Here is a 22300-nt window from a genome sequence, read left to right as displayed (position 1 = left end):
TTTTATATTGACACTGGCGTCTTGAAAAAAGAAAATGGAACATAAGCATTTTTAAAAAAGGAGAACGTCATGAGCGCGAATCAGGAGCAACAAGAATTAAAAAAGCTTTTATCACCGCGTCACATTCGCATGATTGCGATGGGCGGGGTCATTGGTACAGGAATCTTTAAAGGAAGTGCCGATACAATTGGTTTAGCAGGTCCTGGGGTGATCTTTTCCTATGTATTTGCCGGATTGCTGCTCCTCATTGTGATGGCAGCATTAGCCGAAATGGCCATTGTGTACCCGGGAAATAATCTACGCGACCTTATACAAATTGCGCTTGGTCAACGTTTTTCATTTGTCGTCGGCTGGGTTTACTGTTTTATGTGGCTCACTGTATGTGTCATTGAGATTATTGCAGCTGGCAGTCTGCTTCAATACTGGCTGCCGAACGTACCGCTATGGTCACTATGTTTACTTTGCTCACTCTTAGTCATCGGAATTAACTTAAATAATGTAAAATACTTTGGTGAAATTGAATTTTGGTTCGCTGGAATGAAGATTTTCGTTATTATTGTCTTTATTATTCTCGGTGCAGCATTATTATTTGGGATCATTCCAAACGAACAAAGCACACCAGCGCTTACCAACTATCAAAACTTCGTCCCGAACGGATGGGGAGCGATCTTTGCATCACTTTTAGTGGTTATTTTCTCTTATGGAGGCTCTGAATTGATCGGGCTGACCATTACTGAAACAAAGGATGCGGAGAAGGTCTTGCCTGGAGTAGTCAAAAGTATGATGTGGCGGATTATCTTATTCTACACATTGCCGATTTTGATCATCTGCGGACTCATTCCTTGGAATCAAATTGACCCAAATAACAGTCCTTTTGTCCAAGTCTTCTCTGCTGCTGGTATGCAAGGCGCCTCTCACTTCATTAATTTCGTCTTGATTACAGCCGTTCTATCTGCGGCGAATTCTGGAATTTATGGAACGACGAGAATGATTCATTCTCTTTCTAAATCAGATGGCGGGCCGAAAAAGCTGGCACAGGTCAACAAAAGAGGCGTACCCATTTTGAGTTTATGGGTCACCGTTCTATTTCTTCTCATTGGAACATTCTTTGCTTACTTATATCCGGACCAAATTTTCAGCTATATGCTGGCTATTCCTGGTTTTGCGGTTTCACTCATTTGGATCAGCATTTGTATGGCACATCTAAAGCTGCGTCCAAAATATCCACAGGAGCCGTATTTCAAAGTGTGGCTGTTTCCGTATTTGACTTTATTTGCAGGTCTTGTACTCAGCTTGAGCTTTGTTTTGTTCCTATTCAGACAAGAAAACCTGCCTAGCTCCATTATCAGCATCGGCTTCTTAGTCGCTGCCATCATCGCTTCATTCTTAATGAAAAAGAAGGCTTAAACGCCAAAACCCGCCGAAATGGCGGGTTTTTTCATGAGCTGCTATCTTCTGTTACTTCAAAATCAACCGACGCTTTTGGAATGCCGTTGATGATAATCGTTAAAGTATGGATTCCCTCATAGTGCTTTCTCGTCGTCATATTTTGAAAGGACTGTGACCTGACGAATTCTCTATGTAACGCTGCACTTGTTTCAAACTCTGTGATTTTAAATACCTTTTGGTTGCGGGTACCCCGAGCTTTGACATAGTCTATGGCATACTCTACACGCAACTTTAGTGGCTTAGCAGCTTGAAGTGTAAATTGAAAGATCATTTTCTCTCCAATATGAATTGGATTTTGCACTACCTTCAAATCCGTTACTTGAACAGATGGATCGTCCCCATAACCAAACAAAGCCATGATATCTGGATCGCCTTTTTTTAGTAAGGTACGGGATGCATGTTTGATGATCCAGTTCGTATGTTCATTCGTTCCATACCAGCTTTTAGCCGTCTTCTTCATCAGATCAGGCTGAATTGCAGAAATATCATTTAAGTTGTTCGCTACACTTTTTTGCACATACCGCGCTGGGTCCGACTTCAAGTTTTCTAATATAGGGAACGTAACCGAAGGGTCTTTTTTAAGTGCAGGGACAGTTAATCCCCATGGCAAACGTGGTCTGCATCCTTCACTAGCAAGCCGCCGGATATGCTCGTTTTGATTCTGTGACCATACGAGCATTTGCGCCAGCATTTTGTCTTGATCCTGAATTAGAAAAGGCCGAACAGCAAATTCAGAAGTGGAAAAAGGCGTAAAGAATTCGAGCGCCTTGATCGAGATATCCCAATGTGTTAGACCGTACGTTTCGACGTAGTCTGGAAATACAAGCGCACTAAGTCCTGAAAAATGCGGGGCTGTCTGACGCAGCACCTCAATTGCCTGCTCATAATCCTTAGGTAGACAGGCATGCATTGATTCAGTGACTCTTCTCATTCTGCCTTTTAACTCCAGCTGCTCCCAATCCTTTTGGAGCACAAGCCGTTGGAATTCTTCAGCATCAAATCCAGTCGACGCTTGTGCAAGTTTCTCGGCTAATTCTGCAATAAATAATTCATGATAAACGTGTTTTAATGGTTCGATCTTGTCCGCCTCCCACTTCTCAATATCTTCATTTTACCCCAATCTGAAAAAGGTGGTATGGCTAAAAGCAAAAACAGCCCAATTCCGAAGAATCAGGCTGCGTTTCGCTATATAAACATATTAATGATCATAATAAATGCAATAGCACTAACAGAAATAATTGTCTCCATAGCCGTCCATGTCAAAAACGTTTCTTTAATGGTCATACCAAAATACTCTTTAATCAGCCAAAAACCAGAATCATTGACGTGAGACAAAATCAACGAACCCGCCCCTGTAGCTAACACTAGAAGCTCTCTGCTCACATCCGGCATAGATGCAGCAATCGGTGCGACAATACCAGCTGCGGTCATCATGGAGACCGTAGCAGATCCTGTTGCCACACGAATAACCGCAGCAATCAGCCAGCTAAGCAAAATTGGCGAGATCGGCGAGTGTTTGGCTAAATCTGCAATATAATCACCGACACCTGAATCGATAAGCACATTATTGAAAGCCCCGCCTGCTCCAATGACAAGCAGAATGGAAGCGATCGGACCTAAGCACTCATTACTAAAGGAAAGCACCCGGTCACGGCTCATCCCTTGCACAAAGCCAAGACTGAAGAAAGAATACACGGTTGCAATCAGCAGTGCTGTAATTGGATCTCCAATGTACTTGAATATCTGAAACCATAAACTGTCCTCTGGTAAAATAATATCTGCCAGTGTGGCAAGAAGCATTAGAATCACTGGCACCAAAATCGTAAACATCGTATTTGCAAAACCGGGAAGTTTTCGATCTTCATTGCGTTCAGTAAATTGCTTTCTCAGCAGCTCCGGAACGGGTTTATGAATCCGTTTTCCAATCCACTTTCCATACAGCGGCCCAGCAATAATAGCTGTCGGTAAACCGACAATAATGGAAAAGAAAATGGTTTTCCCCACGTTGGCATGATAGATGCCGACAGCCGCCATGGCAGCTGGATGAGGCGGCACAAGACCATGAACGACAGACAAGCCAGCAATAAGCGAAATCCCAATTGTCACGAGCGAAATGCCCGTTTCAATCGCAATCGTAAACAATAAAGGAATGAGAAGAACGAATCCGACCTGGAAAAAGACAGGTATCCCCACAATAAAGGCGACAAACATCATTGCCCAATGCACATTTTTTGTCCCAAACCGGCCGATTAATGTGTGAGCGATCCGCTCAGCTCCACCTGATTCAGCCATCATTTTCCCAAGCATGGTGCCAAGCGCTAGAACTATGGCCAATAATGATAACGTATTGCCTAACCCCGTTTTAATGGATTGAATGATTTCCTGCAGGTCCATCCCTGTGGCAAAGCCGACTAACATAGAAGTAATAATTAAACTCACAAACGGATTCAACTTAGCAACTGTTATGAGGATGAGTAAAAGGACAATTGCTGCAATCACGATGAATAAAAGCATGCTCTCCCACCTTTTCCCTGATGTTTAATGATTTTGTTTTAATTGCAGCGCACTGATGACATCAAATTCATCCTTCAGTTTGTCATAGAGGCGCTCATATAAGTAAAACAATTCTATGTATGTTTCATTGTTCTCCATATTTGGTTCATGACGGGCAGAGATTCGAATCCAATCTTGAACCTCTTCTATCTCTTCCATATAACCTAAACTATGAAGTGCGAGGACAGCCGCCCCAAGTGCTGATGCCTCGTAGCTTTCTGGGACAAGTACTTCCCTGCCCATTGTATCCGCTAAAATTTGCCGCCACAGCGGAGATCGCGCAAATCCGCCCGACGCCCTGACATCCTTTGCAGAACCGGTTAAATCCCTTAAGGCAACACCGATTGAGAAAACACTCATAATGACGCCTTCTAACACAGCTCTTATAAAATGCTCCCGCTTATGCTGAAGACCGATCCCAAAGAAAGTACCTCTCGCATTTGGATTCCAATAAGGTGCACGTTCACCTGTTAAAAATGGCAGAAACAGCAGCCCCTCTGAGCCGGCTGGAACTTTTTTCGCAATATCAATCATCAGGTCATAAGGATCCACTCCAAGGCGCTTTGCTACCTCCACCTCCGAGGATCCAAATTCATCCTTCAGCCATCTCAGCATGATTCCGCCATTATTCGTCGGTCCTCCAACCACCCAATGCTTATCAGTCAGCGCATAGCAGAACGTTCTTGATTGTTCATCTGTGATTGGTTTGTCCACGACCGTACGGACTGCACCGCTTGTCCCAATCGTGACAGCCACCTCACCTTTTCCAATTGCCCCCACACCTAAATTCGCGAGAACCCCATCATTCGCACCAACCACAAAGGGTGTATCTTCCGCAATACCCATTCGCAGGGCGATCTCTGACTGAAGACCTCTCAGCTGATGCGTCGTCGGAACAAGTTCAGACAATTGATTGGCTTTAATTCCAGTAATACGAAGCGCCTCTTCATCCCATTGAAGCGTTTCCAATCGGAACAGCCCTGTTGCTGAAGCAATTGAATAATCGACCACATACTGGCCAAAGAAATGATAAAGAATATATTCTTTGATGGAAATAAATTTCGCTGCCTTCTTGAAGACATCAGGTGCCATTTCCTTGAACCACCTTATTTTTGAAAGCGGTGACATTGGATGGATCGGTGTACCGGTTCTTTTATACACTTGGAAGCCATCCATGTCCGAAATGATTCGCTTCGCTTGTTCTGCACTTCTGTTATCTGCCCAAATGATACTGTTCGTTAACGCCTTGCCATCCTTATCCATCACAATCAAGGAATGCATCGCTGTACTAATTCCGATGCCTATGAGACGTTTTGCATCAAATGCTGCTTTCGTCAACACACCTCTTACACTTGCAATGACAGCTTCTAATATATGTTCAGGGTCCTGTTCAACCCATGCTGGCTGGGGCTGAATCAGATCGTAAGGAACCGAATGCTTTGCTATCAATTTCCCCTGTGGTCCAAATAGAACCGCCTTTGTACTTGTTGTTCCAATATCCAAACCAATTACCGCCTGGTTTCCCTTCATCTGTATCACGCCCAATCATTGATTTGAAATCATATTTATTGTTTTGATATACCTGTTAAATCCCATTATAGGAATAATTTTTTCGACATTCAACGACTGAAAAGAAAATTTTTTTCACTTAAAAGCTCACAATCGTTACCACAACAGCATTTTTCATTAATAGAAAAATTTATTTTTGAAACCATTACACCCTTTTTTGTGAAATGGTTTCTCTCATTTGTTTTAAATTCGATAAAGTTTCCTGCTGCCTTAAGTGAGCAAGTGCAAAGTATAGTACGTCAATGACAGTGAGCTGAGCAAGTCTTGCAGACATCGCCTCTGTTCGAAAGGCCGTTTCCTGCGTCGATGTATACAATGTAACATCAGCAAGCTGGCTTAATGGAGAGCGCTGATAGCTTGTAATACCGATGGTTTTCGCGCCTTTTTCCTTTGCTGTTTTCATAGCATCGAGTAAATCTTTATTCCGGCCAGAATGAGATATACCGATCACTGTACTGTGCTGGTCGAGAAGACCGGCAGACATCGCTTGAAAATGAGAATCGGTGTGAACAATACAGTTGATGCCTGTCCTCATAAATTTATGAAAAGCGTCTGTTGCAATGAGGCCAGACCCGCCACTCCCATAAAACTCTAAGCGCTTTGCTTCATGAATGAGTTGTATGGCTTTTTCTACATCTTCTGGATTCAACAATTGAAAGCTATCCTTTAATGCGGATATATTCGCCTGAAAAACCTTTTGCATAAAAACGGCCGTATCATCATCAAGACTCATTTCTTCGTCTACATAATCAGGCTTTGTTTGATCTATTTCCTGGGCAATTGCAATCTTCAAATCTTGAAAGCCCTCAAATCCAAGCCTTTTACAAAGACGAAAAATCGTTGCCTCTGAGCTCGCTGTCTTTTTGGCAAGCTCGACAATAGATAAATGAATAATGTCGCCAGGTTCACTCGTAATATGTTCTGCTATTCCTTTCAGCTTTGGCGGCAATCCTCTGCTTGCTGCTCGTATTTTTTCAATACTACTTAAACTGACAGAAGCCAATTGACTTCACTCCTTCCTTAATCATGTGAACGCATACATTTCCTCATGTTCCCATCTTATAAAAAAGAAGCCTGTTTGCACAGACTTCTTTTTTATGAATTCATCGTTTTGATCAATAAATCAAAAAAAGCTTCAGCATCTACATCCATACACACTTGGACATTGCGCTCTTTTTCCCATTGGTGCTGAAAATCACAGATCATTTGACCGTCACAAAACTCACTCTTCGTCTCCACTTCTACATGAAAAGCCTGTGTGCTTACAAGCTCCTTGTTAATGGCAAGACTGACAGCAAGCGGATCATGCATGGCACACGCCCACACACCATTGCGCTCAAAATAGCGCTGGCGGTAAATGCTTGTACTCTCTCTGATGTAAGCTGCCAACGTTTCATTTTGAATGGCATCGATTCTCTCATCCGTTAACAAGACCTGTCTCGTGACATCCAGCCCTACTTGAGTCAATGAAGGGAATCCAGCCTCCAGCACCAATTTTGCCGCTTCTGGATCTGCATATGTATTAAATTCCGCAACCGGTGTGACATTCCCCTGTCCCTGCACGACTCCCCCCATAAAAATGACCTCTTTCACATGATGAATCAGCTCAGGGCATTTTTTTACCGCAAGGGCTAAATTCGTTAAGGGCCCTGTCAACACAAGCGTGACCTGCTTCGAATACTGCAGCACTTGTTCAATGATAAAATCAGGCGCAAAACCAGCATCTGCGGTCTTCTTAGGACGGGCGTCCTTTAAAGCGCCGCCAATTCCATCCTCACCGTGTACCCGATGTTCATAATGAGGTGCTCTTAAAAGAGGGGTTGCTGAACCTTTGATGACAGGAATGTTATCTGCCTCAACCAGCTCAAGCACTTTACACGTATTCAAAGTAGCGGTATCGACAGACACATTCCCGCACACCGTTGTAATCCCCAACATATCAAACTGCTTACTTTTCACTGCCAGCAAAATCCCAATCGCATCATCGATTCCAGTATCTACATCCAAGATCAATTTCTTTGTATTTACCATGGGTGAAATCTCTCCCTTGTTTGTAAGTGTTGTTAGGTGAATGATAGCATATGCCTTGTCAATTATTTAGGGTTAATCGGAAATTACTTACTTGTTATTACTCTTTTTCTCCAATGTCTTTAAGATATTGTTCGCGTTCTTTTTTGGATAGACTCTTTAAAAAATCTTCTTTTAATTCCGGTTCATCTTTATATTTTTCCCAGTCCCTGAAGCGAATTGATAACTCGTAAGAATAACTCATCGAACCTATTTTTTTAGCTCTATACTGTAAGGATGCTGAAAAATCGTACTTCTCCGGCTCATCATTCACATATCCATCAATATTAATATCTCCCATGGGGTTAATGGTCACATCTTTTTCAAACGTTATGGTTTTAATAAAGTGATGAATGTCTCTTTTATGTAAATGCTCTTCAATCTTAGGTTTCATCTCCTCTGCAAGCTCTTCTGCTTTTTCTTGGTCGCTTTTTTCTTTTACCTCTACATTTACATTTGTTTGACTTTGCTTATTGTGCTGAACGATTAACGAAATCACTGAGACAAGAATGATCACAACTAATACAGCAACAAGTTTTATTGTATTTTTCATATCTAGCACTTCCACCTTTTTTATGAATGAAACATAAAAAAAACAGGTACATAAATACCTGTTTTACTTTTTTTCTCCAATGTCTCTCAGATACTGTTCACGTTCCTCCTTAGTAAAACTTTTAAGGTAATTTTCTTTCACTTCCGGCTCATCTTTATATTCTTCCCAATCTATAAAGCGGTCTGATAAATCAGGGTCATAACTCATTGAATCAACCTTACCAGATTCATATCTCAACAATGCTTCGAAACTAAATCTCTCGGGTTCATCATTGATATATCCTCTAATAATGATGTGCCCCATCGGATTGATCGTTACTTGATTTTTGAAGGTGATTTTTTTTATAAATCCGTGAATATCAGACTCACGTAAATCCTCTTCAATTTTTGGCTTCATCTTCTTTGCATACTCTTCTGCTCTTTCTTGGTCGCTTTTCTCTTCCACTACTTCATCTGATAGACTCTTATTAATGTACTCTACAATGAACGCAGTTACTGAGATAATGACGGCCACAATTATAATAGTAAGTTTCATAATATTTCTCATAAAACACAAAACTCCTTAATGAACATTAATCAGCCGACTATTGAATTTGACAAAATAAAAACAGGTAAGCTAGTACCTGTTTTACTCTTTTTCTCCAATATCCTTTAGATATTGCTCTCGTTCTTTTTCAGAAAGTCTATTAAGGTAGTTTTCTTTTATATCAGGCTCATCTTTATACTTATCCCAGTCTTTAAACCTATAAGACAACTCTGGAGAATAGCTCATTGAACCAATTTCGTTAGATTTATGTATTAATGATGCTGAGAAATAAAATTTTTCAGCATCATCATTTATATAACCATCAACTGTTACATATCCCATTGGACTTATGACTACCTTTTTTTTGAATGTAATTTTCTCTATAAAATGATGGATATCTTTTTTATGTAATCTTTCTTCTATTTTTGGTTTCATTTTCTCTGCGAATTCTTCTGCTTTTTCTTGATCGCTTTTCTCTTTCACAACAGTTTCCCCCCCTGAATTATTCGATTTTTCTTTCTTATCTTGTTGGAGAATAAGAGAAATTATTAAAATAATAACGATAGTAAACAATATAAGCACAACTTTTATTGTGTTTTTCATTCGATAATCCACCTTTATTAATCTTGAGGATTTAAATCCTCTTTTTATAGATATCATTCATACTATATATTATAATAAATAAGATAAATATTACAGGAGTGACAATTTTGCCTAAAAGCCCATCTCGAAAAGAACTTTCCGCCAAAGACTATAATCTTATTTCAAACGCATCTTATAATATAGATTACTATAGAATTTCTAGTGAGATAGAAATTAGTAAAAATAAGACTATGTATGTGGTTGATTATAAAGAAACAAATAAAGGACTTAATACACTAACTATCGTTTCCGAAGAAGATTTTGATCGTTCTAATGGCGGCAAAGACCTCACCAAAATCAAAAACGCAGTCATCGCCTACCGTGGCTCAGAACCTATTGGTGCAGACCAATATAAAGATACCATTAAAAAACATGGAAAAAAAGAGTCAGATGATCTTCTTTCTACCATTTTGACGAAGCTGCCTCCTTTTAGTCGGTCGAAGGGTTCACAGGAAGTGACGACTAAGTTGACAACAGGCACAACCGCCTATACAAATGAAATTGTTCAAGATTGGATGGTTTCGGATACAAAGTATCTGATTAAAAATATCCCATTTGAGCATGGTGCAGAGAATCAAATGGTTCAAGCGGATCGGTATGCGAAAGAAATCCATAAGAAAATGCCGAATGCGAAGATGTATGTGACAGGGCATTCGCTTGGCGGGTCAAATGCTTCCTATGTTCTTGTCAAAAATGATTTTATTCAAGGCGGGGTCACCTTTGAGAATCCGAATATTTACCCAAATCTATCGGATGGTCTACAAGCTAAAGCATTAAAAGGTGATTACCGCAGTAGATTAACAGAATATATCAATCTCAATGACGGGCTTTCTCTTTTAAATCGGCATACGACAGAAATCGGTCGAGTGAAAGTGATGTATGATGCCGCTCTCCCTGAAGGCGTCGATTACTCCGAGGACTCCTCAAAAGCCGTCCAATTCATAAAAGACCTCCTCAATCGGGCAATGAGTGTGAATCCTTCACTGGATGCGAATTTATTTCTTGAAGCCCTCGCTGGCAGCCATGGATTAGATCGTTATACCTTTTCGCCAGATGGCTCCGTTCAAACCATTGATGATATGTTGAAAAAAAATCCTTCTCTTACTACGGCCATGTTACAACAGTTGGGTCAATCTAATGTTGATCCGCATAGTGTAGTGGCGATTTTAATTAAGTCCCACGTTCTCATGAACACAGGGCGTAAATTCTCGACATATGCCGATCACCATATGCAGCAAATCATTCGCAAAATTGAGAAACTCGATGACAAAGTAGATCAATCGGTAGAACGAGTTCGTTCGAGATACAAACAAATTGTCGGTTTCGGTTCGTATGATCAGCTGACGGCTTCAGATGTAGATGCCGTGATTCGCCACTTAAAAACAGAGGGTCTTGAAAATGAGTTCTATTCGGTCAAAAAGTATGATACAGCGATTGATAGCGCTATGAATATGAAAAGGTGGATGGACTCACTATCAGATGATATGAGCGATCTTGGAAAACAATACCACGATGCAGATATAGCCCTGGCGAAGAACATGGGTATTTCTTAAGGAGTACGATAAATGGAATTTTCAAAGAAACAACCAACAGATGCAGATCGTTTTTTGCAAAGAATGACAGATACGCATACATCAAGCTCCATCTTCTCAAAAGCAAACTTTGACACGGAAGACATGACACCAGCAGAGCTGGCAGCTTTGAAAGCAAAGATCAAAGAAGAACAGAAAACAGCACTTATCAGAGCCATCCGACATCAGCTTCAAAATGAGTTTGCAGATGACCGTCAAGAAGCGGAAAAAATTTTAGATCTAATCGATGAACTTCAGATCAAAGTGTATACACATCAAAATCGCATCCAAACACATATGTCAGGTCAAGCCATTGATGCCTTAATAGAAAAAATTGAACAAAGACTCAAGTTTTACGAACTGAAAGAAGATGTTCGTTCCGCCATCAACTCGATTGGCATTTAGATGAACCTTCCATCCGATGAATCTTTTCCCCGCCTCACTCGTATATACTAAAAGAGTGATTGATTTGAAAGGAGATCTGTTTGTGGGATATATTCTGTTATTTTCGGTTGTGATCGGTCTTGTCCTGACCCTTTTGCTCACACCAATTAGGTTGATTATAAGAAAGAAAGGAACAGAACAGCAGGTGCCGTTCATGTGGATTGCTGGCCTTGCTTTACTGTTTATGATCGGTATTTTTGTTTTCTATTACATCACCAATTTAGATCGGAACCCTTCCTCCCTATGGCTGATTGGTCTTGTTGTGACAGCAGCAGGCGCCTTTTTGTCAGTTGGATTGGAGCGTAAAATCAAAGGCGTGCTGTTCCTTATTCTATTACTGCTCGGTGTTTATATGGCGACAGCTTTTCTATTCAATGCGAATGAGAAATTCGATGTCTCCAAAATGGAGCAAAAAGTAGAAATCAAAGCGTTTGAAGAGACAGAAACACCTGCGAGTGTACCGCCTCAATTTGCTCGTAATAAAATGAAGAAATCGTTCGGACAGGTTCCAAATACAAGCTACTATGAGCTTGGCAGCTTGCAAATTCAGAAGGTCAACGGTGAGTATGTTTACATCGCTCCGGTGGAATTCTCGGACTTCTTTAAATGGATTCGTGCAGGCAGCACGCCGGGTTACTTTACATTAAGCGCGACTGACTCATCTGCTAATCCAAAGTTCGTGAAGACGGAGATGGTTTATACGCCTTCCTCCTATTTCAACAAAGAAATTGAGCGGCATATCCGTCTCCAGTACCCAGATTTGATTTTCTACGGCGATACACAGCTGGAAATCAATGATGACGGCAAGCCTTATTACATTCAAACGTATGGCGATTTCATCTCTGCACGAAACGGCTTTAAAGCTTCCGGTGTGGTCGTTGTTGATGCCAAAACGGGTGCCACGAAGAAATATGCTCTAGATCAAGTACCTGCCTTTATCGACGGTGCTGTTTCACCAGAGGCGGTCAGCCTGCAAAACAGCTATTTCGGAAACTATATTCACGGGTTCTGGAACAGTATGTTTGGGAAGTCAGATGTAAAGCTGCCTTCCGATGAAGGAACGGAAGCCAATGTGAGCCCAGTGTTTGATTCAAAAGGAGATATGTATTACTTCACAGATTTCACAAGTCCGAAAGAGGGCGTTGATTCCATGCTCGGATATGCCCTCACAAATGCCCGGACAGGAAAAGCGACTTATTATACCGGAAATCTTGAAGAATCCTATATGGATTCTCAGGGCGCTCTGCAAATTATTGAGAAACGATTCATCGAGAAGAAATGGAAAGGGCGCATGCCGATTCTCTATAATTTCTATGGTGAAGCCAGCTGGCTCACACCGGTTCTCGATTCAAATGGATTCCTGCAAAACTACTTTATCGTTTCTGCAGCCAATCCAGAAATCGCTGCGTACGCTTCTACACCAAACGAAGCACTGAGAGCCTATAAAACAGCTCTGCAAAAAGGCGGCGGTACCGTTAACAGTTCCTCTAAGCAAGAAAAGAAAGAAGCAGCAGGAAAGGTCAAACGAGTCTACAAAGAAAAGACCGGTGATTATACAACCGTCACCTTCCTGCTAGACGATGGAAAAAGCTACACTATGTCATCTGAAAAAGAACCTCTCGTCATCTATTTAAAAGAGGGCGATCAGGTCACCATGAAATATACAGATACAGGTGAAATCTTCCTTCCAGTCGATGAAATTAAAATCAAAGGGTTATAAAAAAAGAAGCTTCTCCTATTGTGGAGAAGCTCCTTTTTTCTCTTTCCTTAACAATTCAACGAGCAATTCCTTATTTTTATTTCCCCCAGTCATCGGTGACTCGACATAGGAGAATTTTCGTTTGAAATCCATGCCTCTCACAGAAATAACAGCCAATTCACCGCCAATGCTGCCTCGCTGGAGGACATATTTAGATAAAACAGAAAGACCCATTCCGTGGATCACAGCTTCTTTAATGGCTTGATTGCTGCTAAAGGTCACAAAGGTTCGTGCTTTCAGTCCATTTGATTTCAGGACATGCTGTAAATATTCTCCTGTCCCTGATCCCTCTTCTCTCGTGATCCATGTTTCGTTTTGTAATTGATCAATGGTGACATCTTTTTTCTTGGCAAAAGGATGATCTAATGGCGCCACAATATACAGCTCGTCCTCTAGAAAAGTTTCTACAGAAAGCTCTTTGTCATTGGTTTGTCCTTCGATCAAACCGATATCGACATGGAATAAACGGACGTGTCCGGCGATCGCCTCTGTATTATCAATGACCACCTCAATATCAACATGCGGATAGAGCTGATGAAACTCCGCCAATATTTGCGGCAGCACATACTCACCAATTGTGAAGCTCGCCCCGATGGTCAGCTTTCCTCTTGCCAAATGATGATGCTCATAAATGTCCTGCTTCGCCTGTTCATAGAGACGAATGATTTGTTTTGATCGATGGTACAGCATATCCCCAGTTGGTGTAACGGTTAATTGCTTTGGCGAACGATTCAGCAGAACGGTCTGGAATTCCTGCTCCAAGTTCTTAATATGAAGACTAACACTCGGCTGAGAAATCCGCAGCTTTTGGGCTGCTTTTGTAAAGTTCTTCTCCTCCACCACTGTTACAAATGTCTTCAGTGCATCGTAATACATCGGTCCCTCTCCTATCAGAAATCTTAATCCAACACCTTACATATATATATCTTACTAATTCCTTTCCAGCACGTAAAGAACCGCCTAAACGAAAACAATTTAATAAAAATATTTACTAATTTTTTTAAAGACTCTATACTAAGAGGAGATATTTTCTATAGGAGGTGCTGATTTGGCAGCTAAAATAAAGGACATTGCAGAAAAAGCAGGCTTATCCATTGCAACGGTATCTCGCGTACTGAACCAAGATCCCAACCTATCTGTCACCGATCAAACACGCGAAAAAGTATATGCCGCCGCAGAAGCTTTGTCCTACCAAAAGAAGACATTCAAACATTCATTAAAAAAAATCGCCTTTCTCTATTGGATGACCGAAAAGGAAGAGCTTGAAGATATTTATTTTAAATCCATTCGACTCGGCATTGAGGAACTCACCAATACTCGGAGCTTAAATGTCACCGCTTACAATCCTTCTGATGGGCTTCATTCCATTGATCCTGCTACAGAAGGGATCATCGCCATCGGCCGATTTAAAACGTCAGAGCTTGACCAATTATATGCGGTCACTCCGCACATTGTCTTTATTGATACGACACCGGATGAAGATCGTTTTGATTCTGTAAAGCCGAACCTGAAACGAATTGTTGAAAAGATCGTCGATTCTTTTATCGAAAAAGAACACTCATCCATTGGATTCATTGGCGGCACAGATCTTGATCTCAATACGAATGTGCACATTCCAGATATTCGTGAAACGACTTTCCGTGAATACATGCTTGCCCGCCATATGCTTGATGAGCGATTGGTCTATATCGGCCACCATTTCTCAGTCGATGAAGGCTATGCGCTCATGATGAAGGCGATTGATGAGCTTGGTGATGATCTGCCCACCGCTTTTTGTGTCGCTAGTGACCCTCTTGCCATTGGCTGCTTACAAGCATTAAATGAGCGCGGATTTTCTCTGCCGAATCGCGTCAGCGTTTTTAGTATCAACGATATTCATGTATCTCAATATGTGTCGCCGCCGCTCACCACGTATCATATCCATACGTCATTACTTTGTGAGACAGCGATCGATTTACTTTTAGAAAGACTTGTGGACGGCAGAACATTGCCTAAAACTGTTCTGATTGCCTCAGAGCCTGTTTTTCGAAAAAGCACCATATAATCAACTGGAAGCCCCTCCTAATATGGAGGGCTTCTTTTCTCTCTATATGAGTAAAAAATTTTACTTAATAAATTTAATAAAATATGTTTACTTTTTTTACTTAAGTTGATATTCTCACATTAAGAAAGCGTTTTCTTATCATCTGTGAAAAAAGAACGAGAGGGGATTACCAATGAAAAAGGGAAAATGGGCGACATTATCAGCAGTCGTTGGTACTGCTGTGCTTCTGCTTTCAGCATGCGGGCCAGGAGATGACAATTCAAGCGGGAGTCAGCCAGCATCTACAGGTACAAAGACCTTGCTAGTATGGGAGGATGTCAAAAAGTCTGATGGGATTCAAGACGCTGTAAAAGAATTCGAAAAACAAAACAATGTGAAAATCAAAGTGGTCGAAAAAGCGTATGCTGACCAAATCGAAGCTCTCCGCCTTGATGGAGCAGCCGGGACAGGCCCAGACGTCATCACAATGCCTCACGATCAAATTGGATCAGCTGTCACTGAGGGGCTGTTACAGGAAATCAAGCCTGATCAAAAAGTAATCGATTCCTTTACAGACGAATCCATTCAATCACAAACGGTAGACGGCAAGCTGTATGGCCTTCCGAAATCCGTTGAAACGACTGTGCTTTTCTATAACAAAGACCTTGTCAAAAAGGCACCAACTACACTTGATGACTGGTATGACCTTTCGAAAAAGCTGACAAAAGACGGGAAATACGGTTTTGTTGCGAAATGGGATGAAATTTACTATGCACAAAGTGTGTTAGGCGGATCAGGGGGCTATATTTTCAAACAGAAAAGCGATGGCTCCTATGATGTGAATGATATTGGCCTGAACAACAATGGCGCCATCGAAGGCGGAAAATACATTCAAAAATTCTTTAGCGAAGGACTTTTCCCGAAAGGTATCATTGGTGAACAAGGAATCAATGTCCTCAACTCCTTATTCACAGAGAAAAAGGCGGCAGCTGTCATTTCTGGTCCATGGTCATTTGGTCCATATAAAGAAGCTGGAATTGACTATGGCGTAACAGAGCTGCCAACACTCCCGAACGGAAAGCATATGAGTTCATTCTTAGGTGTAAAGAGCTACAACGTCTCCTCTTATTCTAAAAATAAAGACCTTGCTGAGAAATTTGTTGAGTTTATCACGAATGAAAAAAATTCGAAGAAGCGATTTGAAGTAACAGAGGAAATTCCACCAGTGAAAAAGCTGATGAAGGATCCAATTATTACTGAAAACGTCAATGCGGATGCTGTTTCAAAACAAACGAAATATGCCACACTGACACCGAATACCCCTGAAATGGCAGAGGTGTGGAAGCCGATTGACAGCGCATTAGGCCTCATTGCAACCGGACGAACAGATGTGAAAAAGGCATTTGATGATGCGGTCAATCAAATCGACTCTCAAATCAAAGCAAATCACTCCAAATAATTATCAAACACGGGTAGCCTTTAAGTCTATCAAGCTGCCCGTATTTGATCTAATTTCATATGAAGTAGGTGTTAGACGTGACGGGTAACCTTGAACTAGACCGCACACACATAGTGGAATCAAAGACACACCGGAGACGGGCGCTAATGTTCTCCCTTATACCCGGGATGGGGCAGATATACAATAAACAGTACGGCAAAGGGGCACTTTTTTTCCTATTCGGCGTCTCTTTTATCATCGTATTTTATGATTTATTTAATATTGGCTTCTGGGGGCTGTTCACACTAGGTACGATGCTGCCTCGTGACAACTCTGTTTTTCTTTTGGCAAAAGGGATTATTGCACTGTTAACAGCTGGTTTTGGTATCGGCTTTTACGTACTCATGATGCGTGACGCTTTTATAAACGGAAAAAAACGTGATCAAGGGGATCCGCTTCATTCCATCCGAGCTCAATATCATCAGCTTATCGACCAAGGCTTTCCTTACTTAATGAGCACTCCTGCTTTCTTTTTACTTCTATTCTCTGTTGTCTTTCCTATTATGTTCAGCTTTGCGCTGGCTTTTACGAACTACGATCTATACCACTCGCCTCCTGCCAATCTGATTGATTGGGTAGGGATTAAGAACTTTCAAAATATCTTTTCAATTGATATTTGGAGAGACACTTTCATTGATGTACTTGGCTGGACCGTCGTATGGACGTTGGCTGCGTCGACCCTTCAATGTGCCATTGGCATCTTTCTAGCGGTTCTGCTCAACCAGAAGGATTTAAAGGGAAAACGTTTTTTTAGAACGATTTTGATTCTTCCTTGGGCTGTTCCAGGTTTTGTGACCATTTTGGTGTTTGCCGGACTGTTCAACGATACATTTGGAGCCATTAACAACACACTTTTTGCATCGATTGGGATTGATCCAAAACCATGGCTAACAGATCCATTTTGGAGCAAAATCGCCCTCATCGCGATGCAGTCTTGGCTTGGATTCCCTTTTGTTTTCATTATGACAACCGGTGTTTTACAGGCGATTCCAGAGGATCTATACGAAGCTGCGACCATTGATGGGGCAAACTTCTTTCAGAAATTCCGGTCCATCACGTTACCGCTTGTCCTTTATTCCATTGCGCCTATATTAATCACGCAATATACGTTTAACTTTAACAACTTTAATATCATCTACTTATTTAATGGTGGAGGACCGCCTGTGGCTGGCTCAACTGCTGGGGGAACGGACATCTTGGTTTCTTGGATTTACAAACTCACGATGCAGTCTTCTCAATATGCACTTGCTGCCGCAGTCACGATCTTACTTTCAATCTTTGTCATCGCCATTGCACTCTGGCAGTTTAAGAGAACGAATTCATTCAAAGAGGAGGACATGATGTGATATGGGATCAAAACAAAATAAGCTCATTCGCCTGAGCATCACTTATTTTATCCTTTTCATTGCCTCCATTTGTATTCTATATCCACTGCTTTGGACGATCGGTGCTTCCTTTAATCCTGGGAACAGCCTGATGAGTACCAGTATGTTTCCGAAGAATCCAACGTTCAGCCATTTCACCGAGCTGTTCTTCGGTCAGGGGGCACTTTATGCAAAATGGTATTGGAACTCAATGAAGATCAGTATTGCCACTATGGTTTTAACGCTGATTCTTGTTAGTTTTACAGGCTATGCCTTTTCCAGATTCCGCTTCAAAGGACGGAAAAATGGGCTGATGCTCTTTTTGCTGCTGCAAATGATTCCTCAATTTTCAGCGCTGATTGCGATTTTTGTTCTTGCTCAAATGCTTGGACTCATTAATAGCCACCTTGCCCTGATTTTGATTTATGCAGGTGGACAAATTCCGATGAATACGTATTTAATGAAAGGCTATCTTGATGCGATTCCGAAGGATCTCGATGAATCAGCCAGAATGGATGGCGCAGGGCATTTCCGGATTTTTATCCAAATTATTATGCCGCTCGCTAAGCCCATCTTAGCTGTTGTCGCGATCAACTCATTTACAGGACCACTGGGTGATTTCATCATCTCCAGTGTCATTGTCCGCTCACCCGAAATGTATACGCTCCCAATCGGTCTGTACAATCTTGTGTCAGATAAAATGGGTGCCAGCTACACGACCTTTGCAGCCGGGGCTTTACTCATTGCGATTCCAGTCGCTTTATTGTTCCTTGTTTTACAAAAACAATTTGTGTCCGGCCTCACACAAGGCGGGACAAAAGGATAAGGGGAGATTTGATGAAGAAATGGTTGCTTGTCACTGTTGCCTTTTTCTTTCTGATAGGGTTAGGTGTTTTGCCTGAAGCTAAGGCAGATGCGATTTCTGTTCAGCCGATCAATGGATTGCAAGGTGATTTCATCAAAGGAGCCGATATCTCTATGCTTGCAGAAGTAGAGAAAAGCGGTGGCAGATACTACAACCAGAACGGACAGCAGGTTGATCCGCTCAAGCTATTAAAGGATAAAGGCGTCAACTATGTGCGTATCAGACTGTGGAACCATCCATATGACAATCAAGACCGTGCCTATAACGGCGGGACAAATGATCTCAATACAGCCATCGCTTTATCGAAACGTGCAAAAGCACAAAATATGAAAGTGCTGCTTGATTTTCACTATAGTGATTTCTGGACGGATCCGGGTAAACAATTCAAACCGAAAGCGTGGGCGTCCCTCTCACAAAGTGATTTAGAAAAAGCAGTCGGCACTTACACAGGCGATGTGCTCAAAGCGATGAGAGCGCAAAATGCCTTGCCGAATATGGTTCAGGTCGGGAATGAGTTGAACTCAGGTATGCTGTGGCCAAACGGAAAAAGCTGGGGTGAAGGCGGTGGTGAATTTGATCGGCTCGCTGCTTTGCTAAAAGCTGGCACAAATGCCGTCCGCTCTGTCGATTCAAACATCAAAATCATGCTTCACCTTGCACATGGCGGAGACAATGGTGCATCCCGCTGGTGGTTTGATGAAATCACAAAACGAGGCGTCTCATTCGATACAATCGGTTTATCTTATTACCCGTATTGGGACGGCGGCTTTAGCGGTCTTACGTCCAATATGAATGATATTAGTGCCCGCTATAACAAAGACGTCATCGTGGTGGAAACTGCTTACGGCTTTACGACAGCAAACGGTGACAACCTAGATAACTCATTTAATCAAGACTCTGTCAACACAGCCGGCTATCCAGCCTCACCTCAAGGCCAGGCATCTTTTATACGAGATCTATCCGAAAAGATTTCAAAAGTAAACAACAACCGCGGAAAAGGATTCTTTTATTGGGAGCCGCTTTGGATTCCAGCGAAAGGTGCTCCGTGGTCTAGTCAATACGGGCTCGCTTATATTCAAACCACCGGTACTGTCGGAAATGCGTGGGAAAATCAAGCGATGTTTGATTTCAACGGAAAAGCACTACCTTCTCTTGATGTATTTAAACAAATGACACCGTAACTAAAAGGATAGGACGTGACAAAATGGGAAAGCGTTACCCACTCGTTCACCCAAATGTGAAAGGCTTTTTGCATGGTGGCGATTACAATCCAGATCAATGGCTCCATATGCCAGAGATCATTGACGAAGATTTTCGATTAATGAAGCTTGCACACTGTCAAACATTCTCCATCAACATATTCGCATGGAGTAAGCTAGAGCCAAAAGAAGGTCAATATGACTTTGCTTGGCTGGATGACATTATGGACCGCTTGGCAGCGCAGGGGGCACACGCCATTCTCGCTACGCCAAGCGGGGCAAGACCTGCTTGGCTGTCGCAAACATATCCAGAAGTATTGCGCGTCGAAGCGAATCGTCAGCGTAACTTACATGGACTGCGCCATAATCATTGCTTCACCTCTCCGGTTTATCGAGAGAAAACGAACACACTCAACCGGCTGCTTGCGGAACGCTACAAGGATCATCCAGCACTGATCATGTGGCACATTTCAAATGAGTACGGCGGCGAGTGTCATTGCGATCTTTGCCAGGAAGCATTTCGAGACTATTTGAAGGACAAATACAATCATGATCTTGAGGCTTTGAATCAAGCATGGTGGACAGGATTTTGGAGCCACACGTATAGTGATTGGTCACAAATCGAGTCTCCCGCACCACACGGGGAGCACATGATTCACGGCATGAACCTGGATTGGAAACGCTTTGTCACAGCGCAAACGATTAATTTTTATCAAAATGAAATTGAACCGCTGCGGGAATTGACGCCTCATATCCCAGTAACCACGAACTTTATGGGTGACTATCCACATATGCGTCCATTCCTTGGGCTGGATTATCATCAATTTGCTAAAGAGGTCGATGTGATCTCATGGGATAGCTATCCTGCTTGGCATAGCGGCAGAGAAACAACGGCCGAATTAGCATCAAACGTCGCCTTTGTACATGATTTGTATCGTTCATTAAAGGACGGACAGCCGTTTCTCGTCATGGAGAGTACGCCGAGCCTTGTGAACTGGCATGAAGTCAACAAGGTCAAACATCAAGGCATGGCACACCTTTCTGCCATGCAGGCCATTGCCCACGGATCAGACTCCGTGCTTTATTTCCAGTGGCGGCAAGGTCGAGGCGCCTCTGAGAAATTCCACGGTGCCGTTGTCGATCATTCTGGCCATGAACATACGCGCGTGTTTCAAGAGGTAGCTGATCTAGGAAAACAACTGGAGCAGTTGCAGCCAATTGCGGGCACATCCGTTCAGCCAGAGGTTGCCATCATTTACGATTGGGAAAACCACTGGGCCATTGATGATGCGCAAGGCTTAAATAATACAAACAAACGATATGTAGAGGCTTGTCAAACTCACTATCGAAGCTTTTGGAAAAAAGGCATCCCTGTTGACATTGTCGGGATGGAAAAGGATTTCTCATCCTATCGTGTGCTCATTGGGCCAATGCTCTATATGATCAAACCAGGCGTTGCAGAAAAAATTGAAGCCTTTGTCAAAGAGGGCGGCATTTTTATCGCGACTTACTGGAGCGGCATGGTCGATGAAAATGATCTCTGTTTCCTCGGCGGTTTCCCTGGTCCTCTCCGCCATGTACTTGGCATTTGGGCAGAGGAAATCAACACTTTGATGCCAGATGAACATGTGTTAATGACGACAGGGAATGGACGCACCTATCATGTCGGACAATATTGCGAATCCATACATCCTGAAACGGCCTCTGTGCTAGGGCATTTTGAGAATGGCTGCTACGAAGGACAGCCAGCCCTGACTGTCCGTTCATTAGAAAAAGGGAAGGCATACTATATGGCCTCAGAAAATGAACAGGCTTTTTATGATGAGTTTTACGAAGACCTTATCGCAGGCATTGGCATACAGCCCGTCCTATCCACTGCAATTCCAGAAGGAGTCAGTGTACAAAAACGAACAGACGGTACGCAGGACTATGTGTTTTTGATGAATTTTTCAGAAGAGCAGCAGAACATGTCACTAGATTCAGAGGCAAGCTATGAGAATATACTGACTGGCCAACAAGTGCCTGAGCAGCTTCAACTTGATCCTTACGAGTACGTCATCCTGAAAAAATAATTGAAAGAAGCGTCCATTTATTGGGCGCTTTTTGATTTTAATGAGTATATATACCCATATTTATCGCTGTGAATTTATTAGTTATTTTTTATCTAAATTTTTTTGCAATATTTGATGCCGCATTACGACTGGTCTCTCCATCCTTTT

At 42.2% G+C, this 22300-nt stretch carries 19 protein-coding genes; 10 read left to right on the top strand and 9 right to left on the bottom strand.

Annotated elements, in window-relative coordinates:
• Nucleotides 1-69 precede the first annotated feature (69 nt).
• Nucleotides 70-1407, top strand: a complete 1338-nt coding sequence (locus AMR95_RS12210) for an amino acid permease (protein WP_024423951.1) — start codon at nucleotides 70-72, stop codon at nucleotides 1405-1407.
• Between the two features lie 31 nt (nucleotides 1408-1438).
• On the opposite strand, the gene AMR95_RS12205 is transcribed toward AMR95_RS12210, so the two are convergent.
• The 8 genes from AMR95_RS12205 to AMR95_RS12170 form a co-directional block, all read right to left on the bottom strand.
• The gene (locus tag AMR95_RS12205) at nucleotides 1439-2527 is read right to left on the bottom strand and encodes a hypothetical protein (RefSeq protein WP_058838412.1); all 1089 of its coding nucleotides are present in this window, start codon (nucleotides 2525-2527) and stop codon (nucleotides 1439-1441) included.
• A gap of 107 nt (nucleotides 2528-2634) precedes the next feature.
• Nucleotides 2635-3963, bottom strand: a complete 1329-nt coding sequence (locus AMR95_RS12200) for a GntP family permease (RefSeq protein WP_039182672.1) — start codon at nucleotides 3961-3963, stop codon at nucleotides 2635-2637.
• A 24-nt stretch (nucleotides 3964-3987) separates the two neighbouring features.
• Complete coding sequence (gntK, locus tag AMR95_RS12195) at nucleotides 3988-5532, bottom strand: gluconokinase (RefSeq protein ID WP_058838411.1); 1545 nt, start codon at nucleotides 5530-5532, stop codon at nucleotides 3988-3990.
• A gap of 184 nt (nucleotides 5533-5716) precedes the next feature.
• On the bottom strand, nucleotides 5717-6574 hold the full coding sequence (locus tag AMR95_RS12190; RefSeq protein ID WP_039182677.1) for a MurR/RpiR family transcriptional regulator: 858 nt from the start codon (nucleotides 6572-6574) through the stop codon (nucleotides 5717-5719).
• Nucleotides 6575-6666: 92 nt separating this feature from the next.
• A complete protein-coding gene (locus AMR95_RS12185) occupies nucleotides 6667-7602 on the bottom strand; it encodes a nucleoside hydrolase (protein WP_058838410.1) in 936 nt (311 codons plus the stop codon).
• A 97-nt stretch (nucleotides 7603-7699) separates the two neighbouring features.
• Entirely contained in the window at nucleotides 7700-8191 is a 492-nt protein-coding gene (locus tag AMR95_RS12180) for a DUF1433 domain-containing protein (RefSeq protein ID WP_058838409.1), read from the bottom strand.
• A 63-nt stretch (nucleotides 8192-8254) separates the two neighbouring features.
• Nucleotides 8255-8737, bottom strand: a complete 483-nt coding sequence (locus AMR95_RS12175) for a DUF1433 domain-containing protein (protein ID WP_058838408.1) — start codon at nucleotides 8735-8737, stop codon at nucleotides 8255-8257.
• 81 nt (nucleotides 8738-8818) lie between these two features.
• On the bottom strand, nucleotides 8819-9319 hold the full coding sequence (locus AMR95_RS12170) for a DUF1433 domain-containing protein (protein ID WP_058838407.1): 501 nt from the start codon (nucleotides 9317-9319) through the stop codon (nucleotides 8819-8821).
• Between the two features lie 98 nt (nucleotides 9320-9417).
• Here AMR95_RS12170 and AMR95_RS12165 point away from each other — a divergent pair, with 98 nt between their 5' ends.
• The 3 genes from AMR95_RS12165 (at nucleotide 9418) to AMR95_RS12155 (ending at nucleotide 13093) form a co-directional block, all read left to right on the top strand.
• Nucleotides 9418-10911, top strand: coding sequence for a lipase family protein (locus AMR95_RS12165; RefSeq protein WP_411801716.1), 1494 nt, complete (start codon nucleotides 9418-9420; stop codon nucleotides 10909-10911).
• 12 nt (nucleotides 10912-10923) lie between these two features.
• Complete coding sequence (locus AMR95_RS12160) at nucleotides 10924-11334, top strand: hypothetical protein (protein ID WP_041087490.1); 411 nt, start codon at nucleotides 10924-10926, stop codon at nucleotides 11332-11334.
• 82 nt (nucleotides 11335-11416) lie between these two features.
• Entirely contained in the window at nucleotides 11417-13093 is a 1677-nt protein-coding gene (locus AMR95_RS12155; RefSeq protein ID WP_039182688.1) for a hypothetical protein, read from the top strand.
• A gap of 15 nt (nucleotides 13094-13108) precedes the next feature.
• Here the strand turns inward: AMR95_RS12155 and AMR95_RS12150 are convergent, their stop codons facing one another.
• Complete coding sequence (locus AMR95_RS12150; RefSeq protein WP_041087486.1) at nucleotides 13109-14008, bottom strand: LysR family transcriptional regulator; 900 nt, start codon at nucleotides 14006-14008, stop codon at nucleotides 13109-13111.
• A gap of 172 nt (nucleotides 14009-14180) precedes the next feature.
• Between AMR95_RS12150 and AMR95_RS12145 the strand changes: the two genes are divergently transcribed.
• The 6 genes from AMR95_RS12145 (at nucleotide 14181) to AMR95_RS12120 (ending at nucleotide 22153) form a co-directional block, all read left to right on the top strand.
• Complete coding sequence (locus AMR95_RS12145; RefSeq protein WP_039182692.1) at nucleotides 14181-15176, top strand: LacI family DNA-binding transcriptional regulator; 996 nt, start codon at nucleotides 14181-14183, stop codon at nucleotides 15174-15176.
• Nucleotides 15177-15348: 172 nt separating this feature from the next.
• Nucleotides 15349-16614 carry an extracellular solute-binding protein gene (locus AMR95_RS12140; protein ID WP_058838405.1) on the top strand — a complete coding sequence of 422 codons (1266 nt, stop codon included), beginning with the start codon at nucleotides 15349-15351 and terminating at the stop codon, nucleotides 16612-16614.
• Between the two features lie 146 nt (nucleotides 16615-16760).
• A complete protein-coding gene (locus tag AMR95_RS12135) occupies nucleotides 16761-17999 on the top strand; it encodes a carbohydrate ABC transporter permease (RefSeq protein ID WP_058838404.1) in 1239 nt (412 codons plus the stop codon).
• Nucleotide 18000: 1 nt separating this feature from the next.
• The gene (locus AMR95_RS12130; RefSeq protein ID WP_041087477.1) at nucleotides 18001-18843 is read left to right on the top strand and encodes a sugar ABC transporter permease; all 843 of its coding nucleotides are present in this window, start codon (nucleotides 18001-18003) and stop codon (nucleotides 18841-18843) included.
• A gap of 11 nt (nucleotides 18844-18854) precedes the next feature.
• The gene (locus tag AMR95_RS12125; RefSeq protein ID WP_058838403.1) at nucleotides 18855-20063 is read left to right on the top strand and encodes a glycoside hydrolase family 53 protein; all 1209 of its coding nucleotides are present in this window, start codon (nucleotides 18855-18857) and stop codon (nucleotides 20061-20063) included.
• 23 nt (nucleotides 20064-20086) lie between these two features.
• On the top strand, nucleotides 20087-22153 hold the full coding sequence (locus tag AMR95_RS12120) for a beta-galactosidase (protein ID WP_058838402.1): 2067 nt from the start codon (nucleotides 20087-20089) through the stop codon (nucleotides 22151-22153).
• Nucleotides 22154-22300: the final 147 nt, after the last annotated feature.

This window comes from Bacillus sp. G1(2015b) (genome assembly GCF_001482475.1).
GTDB classification, from domain to species: Bacteria; Bacillota; Bacilli; order Bacillales; family Bacillaceae; genus Bacillus; species Bacillus safensis.
Note: the sequence above shows the minus strand (reverse complement) of the source record. Positions and strands in the feature narration are given on the sequence as shown.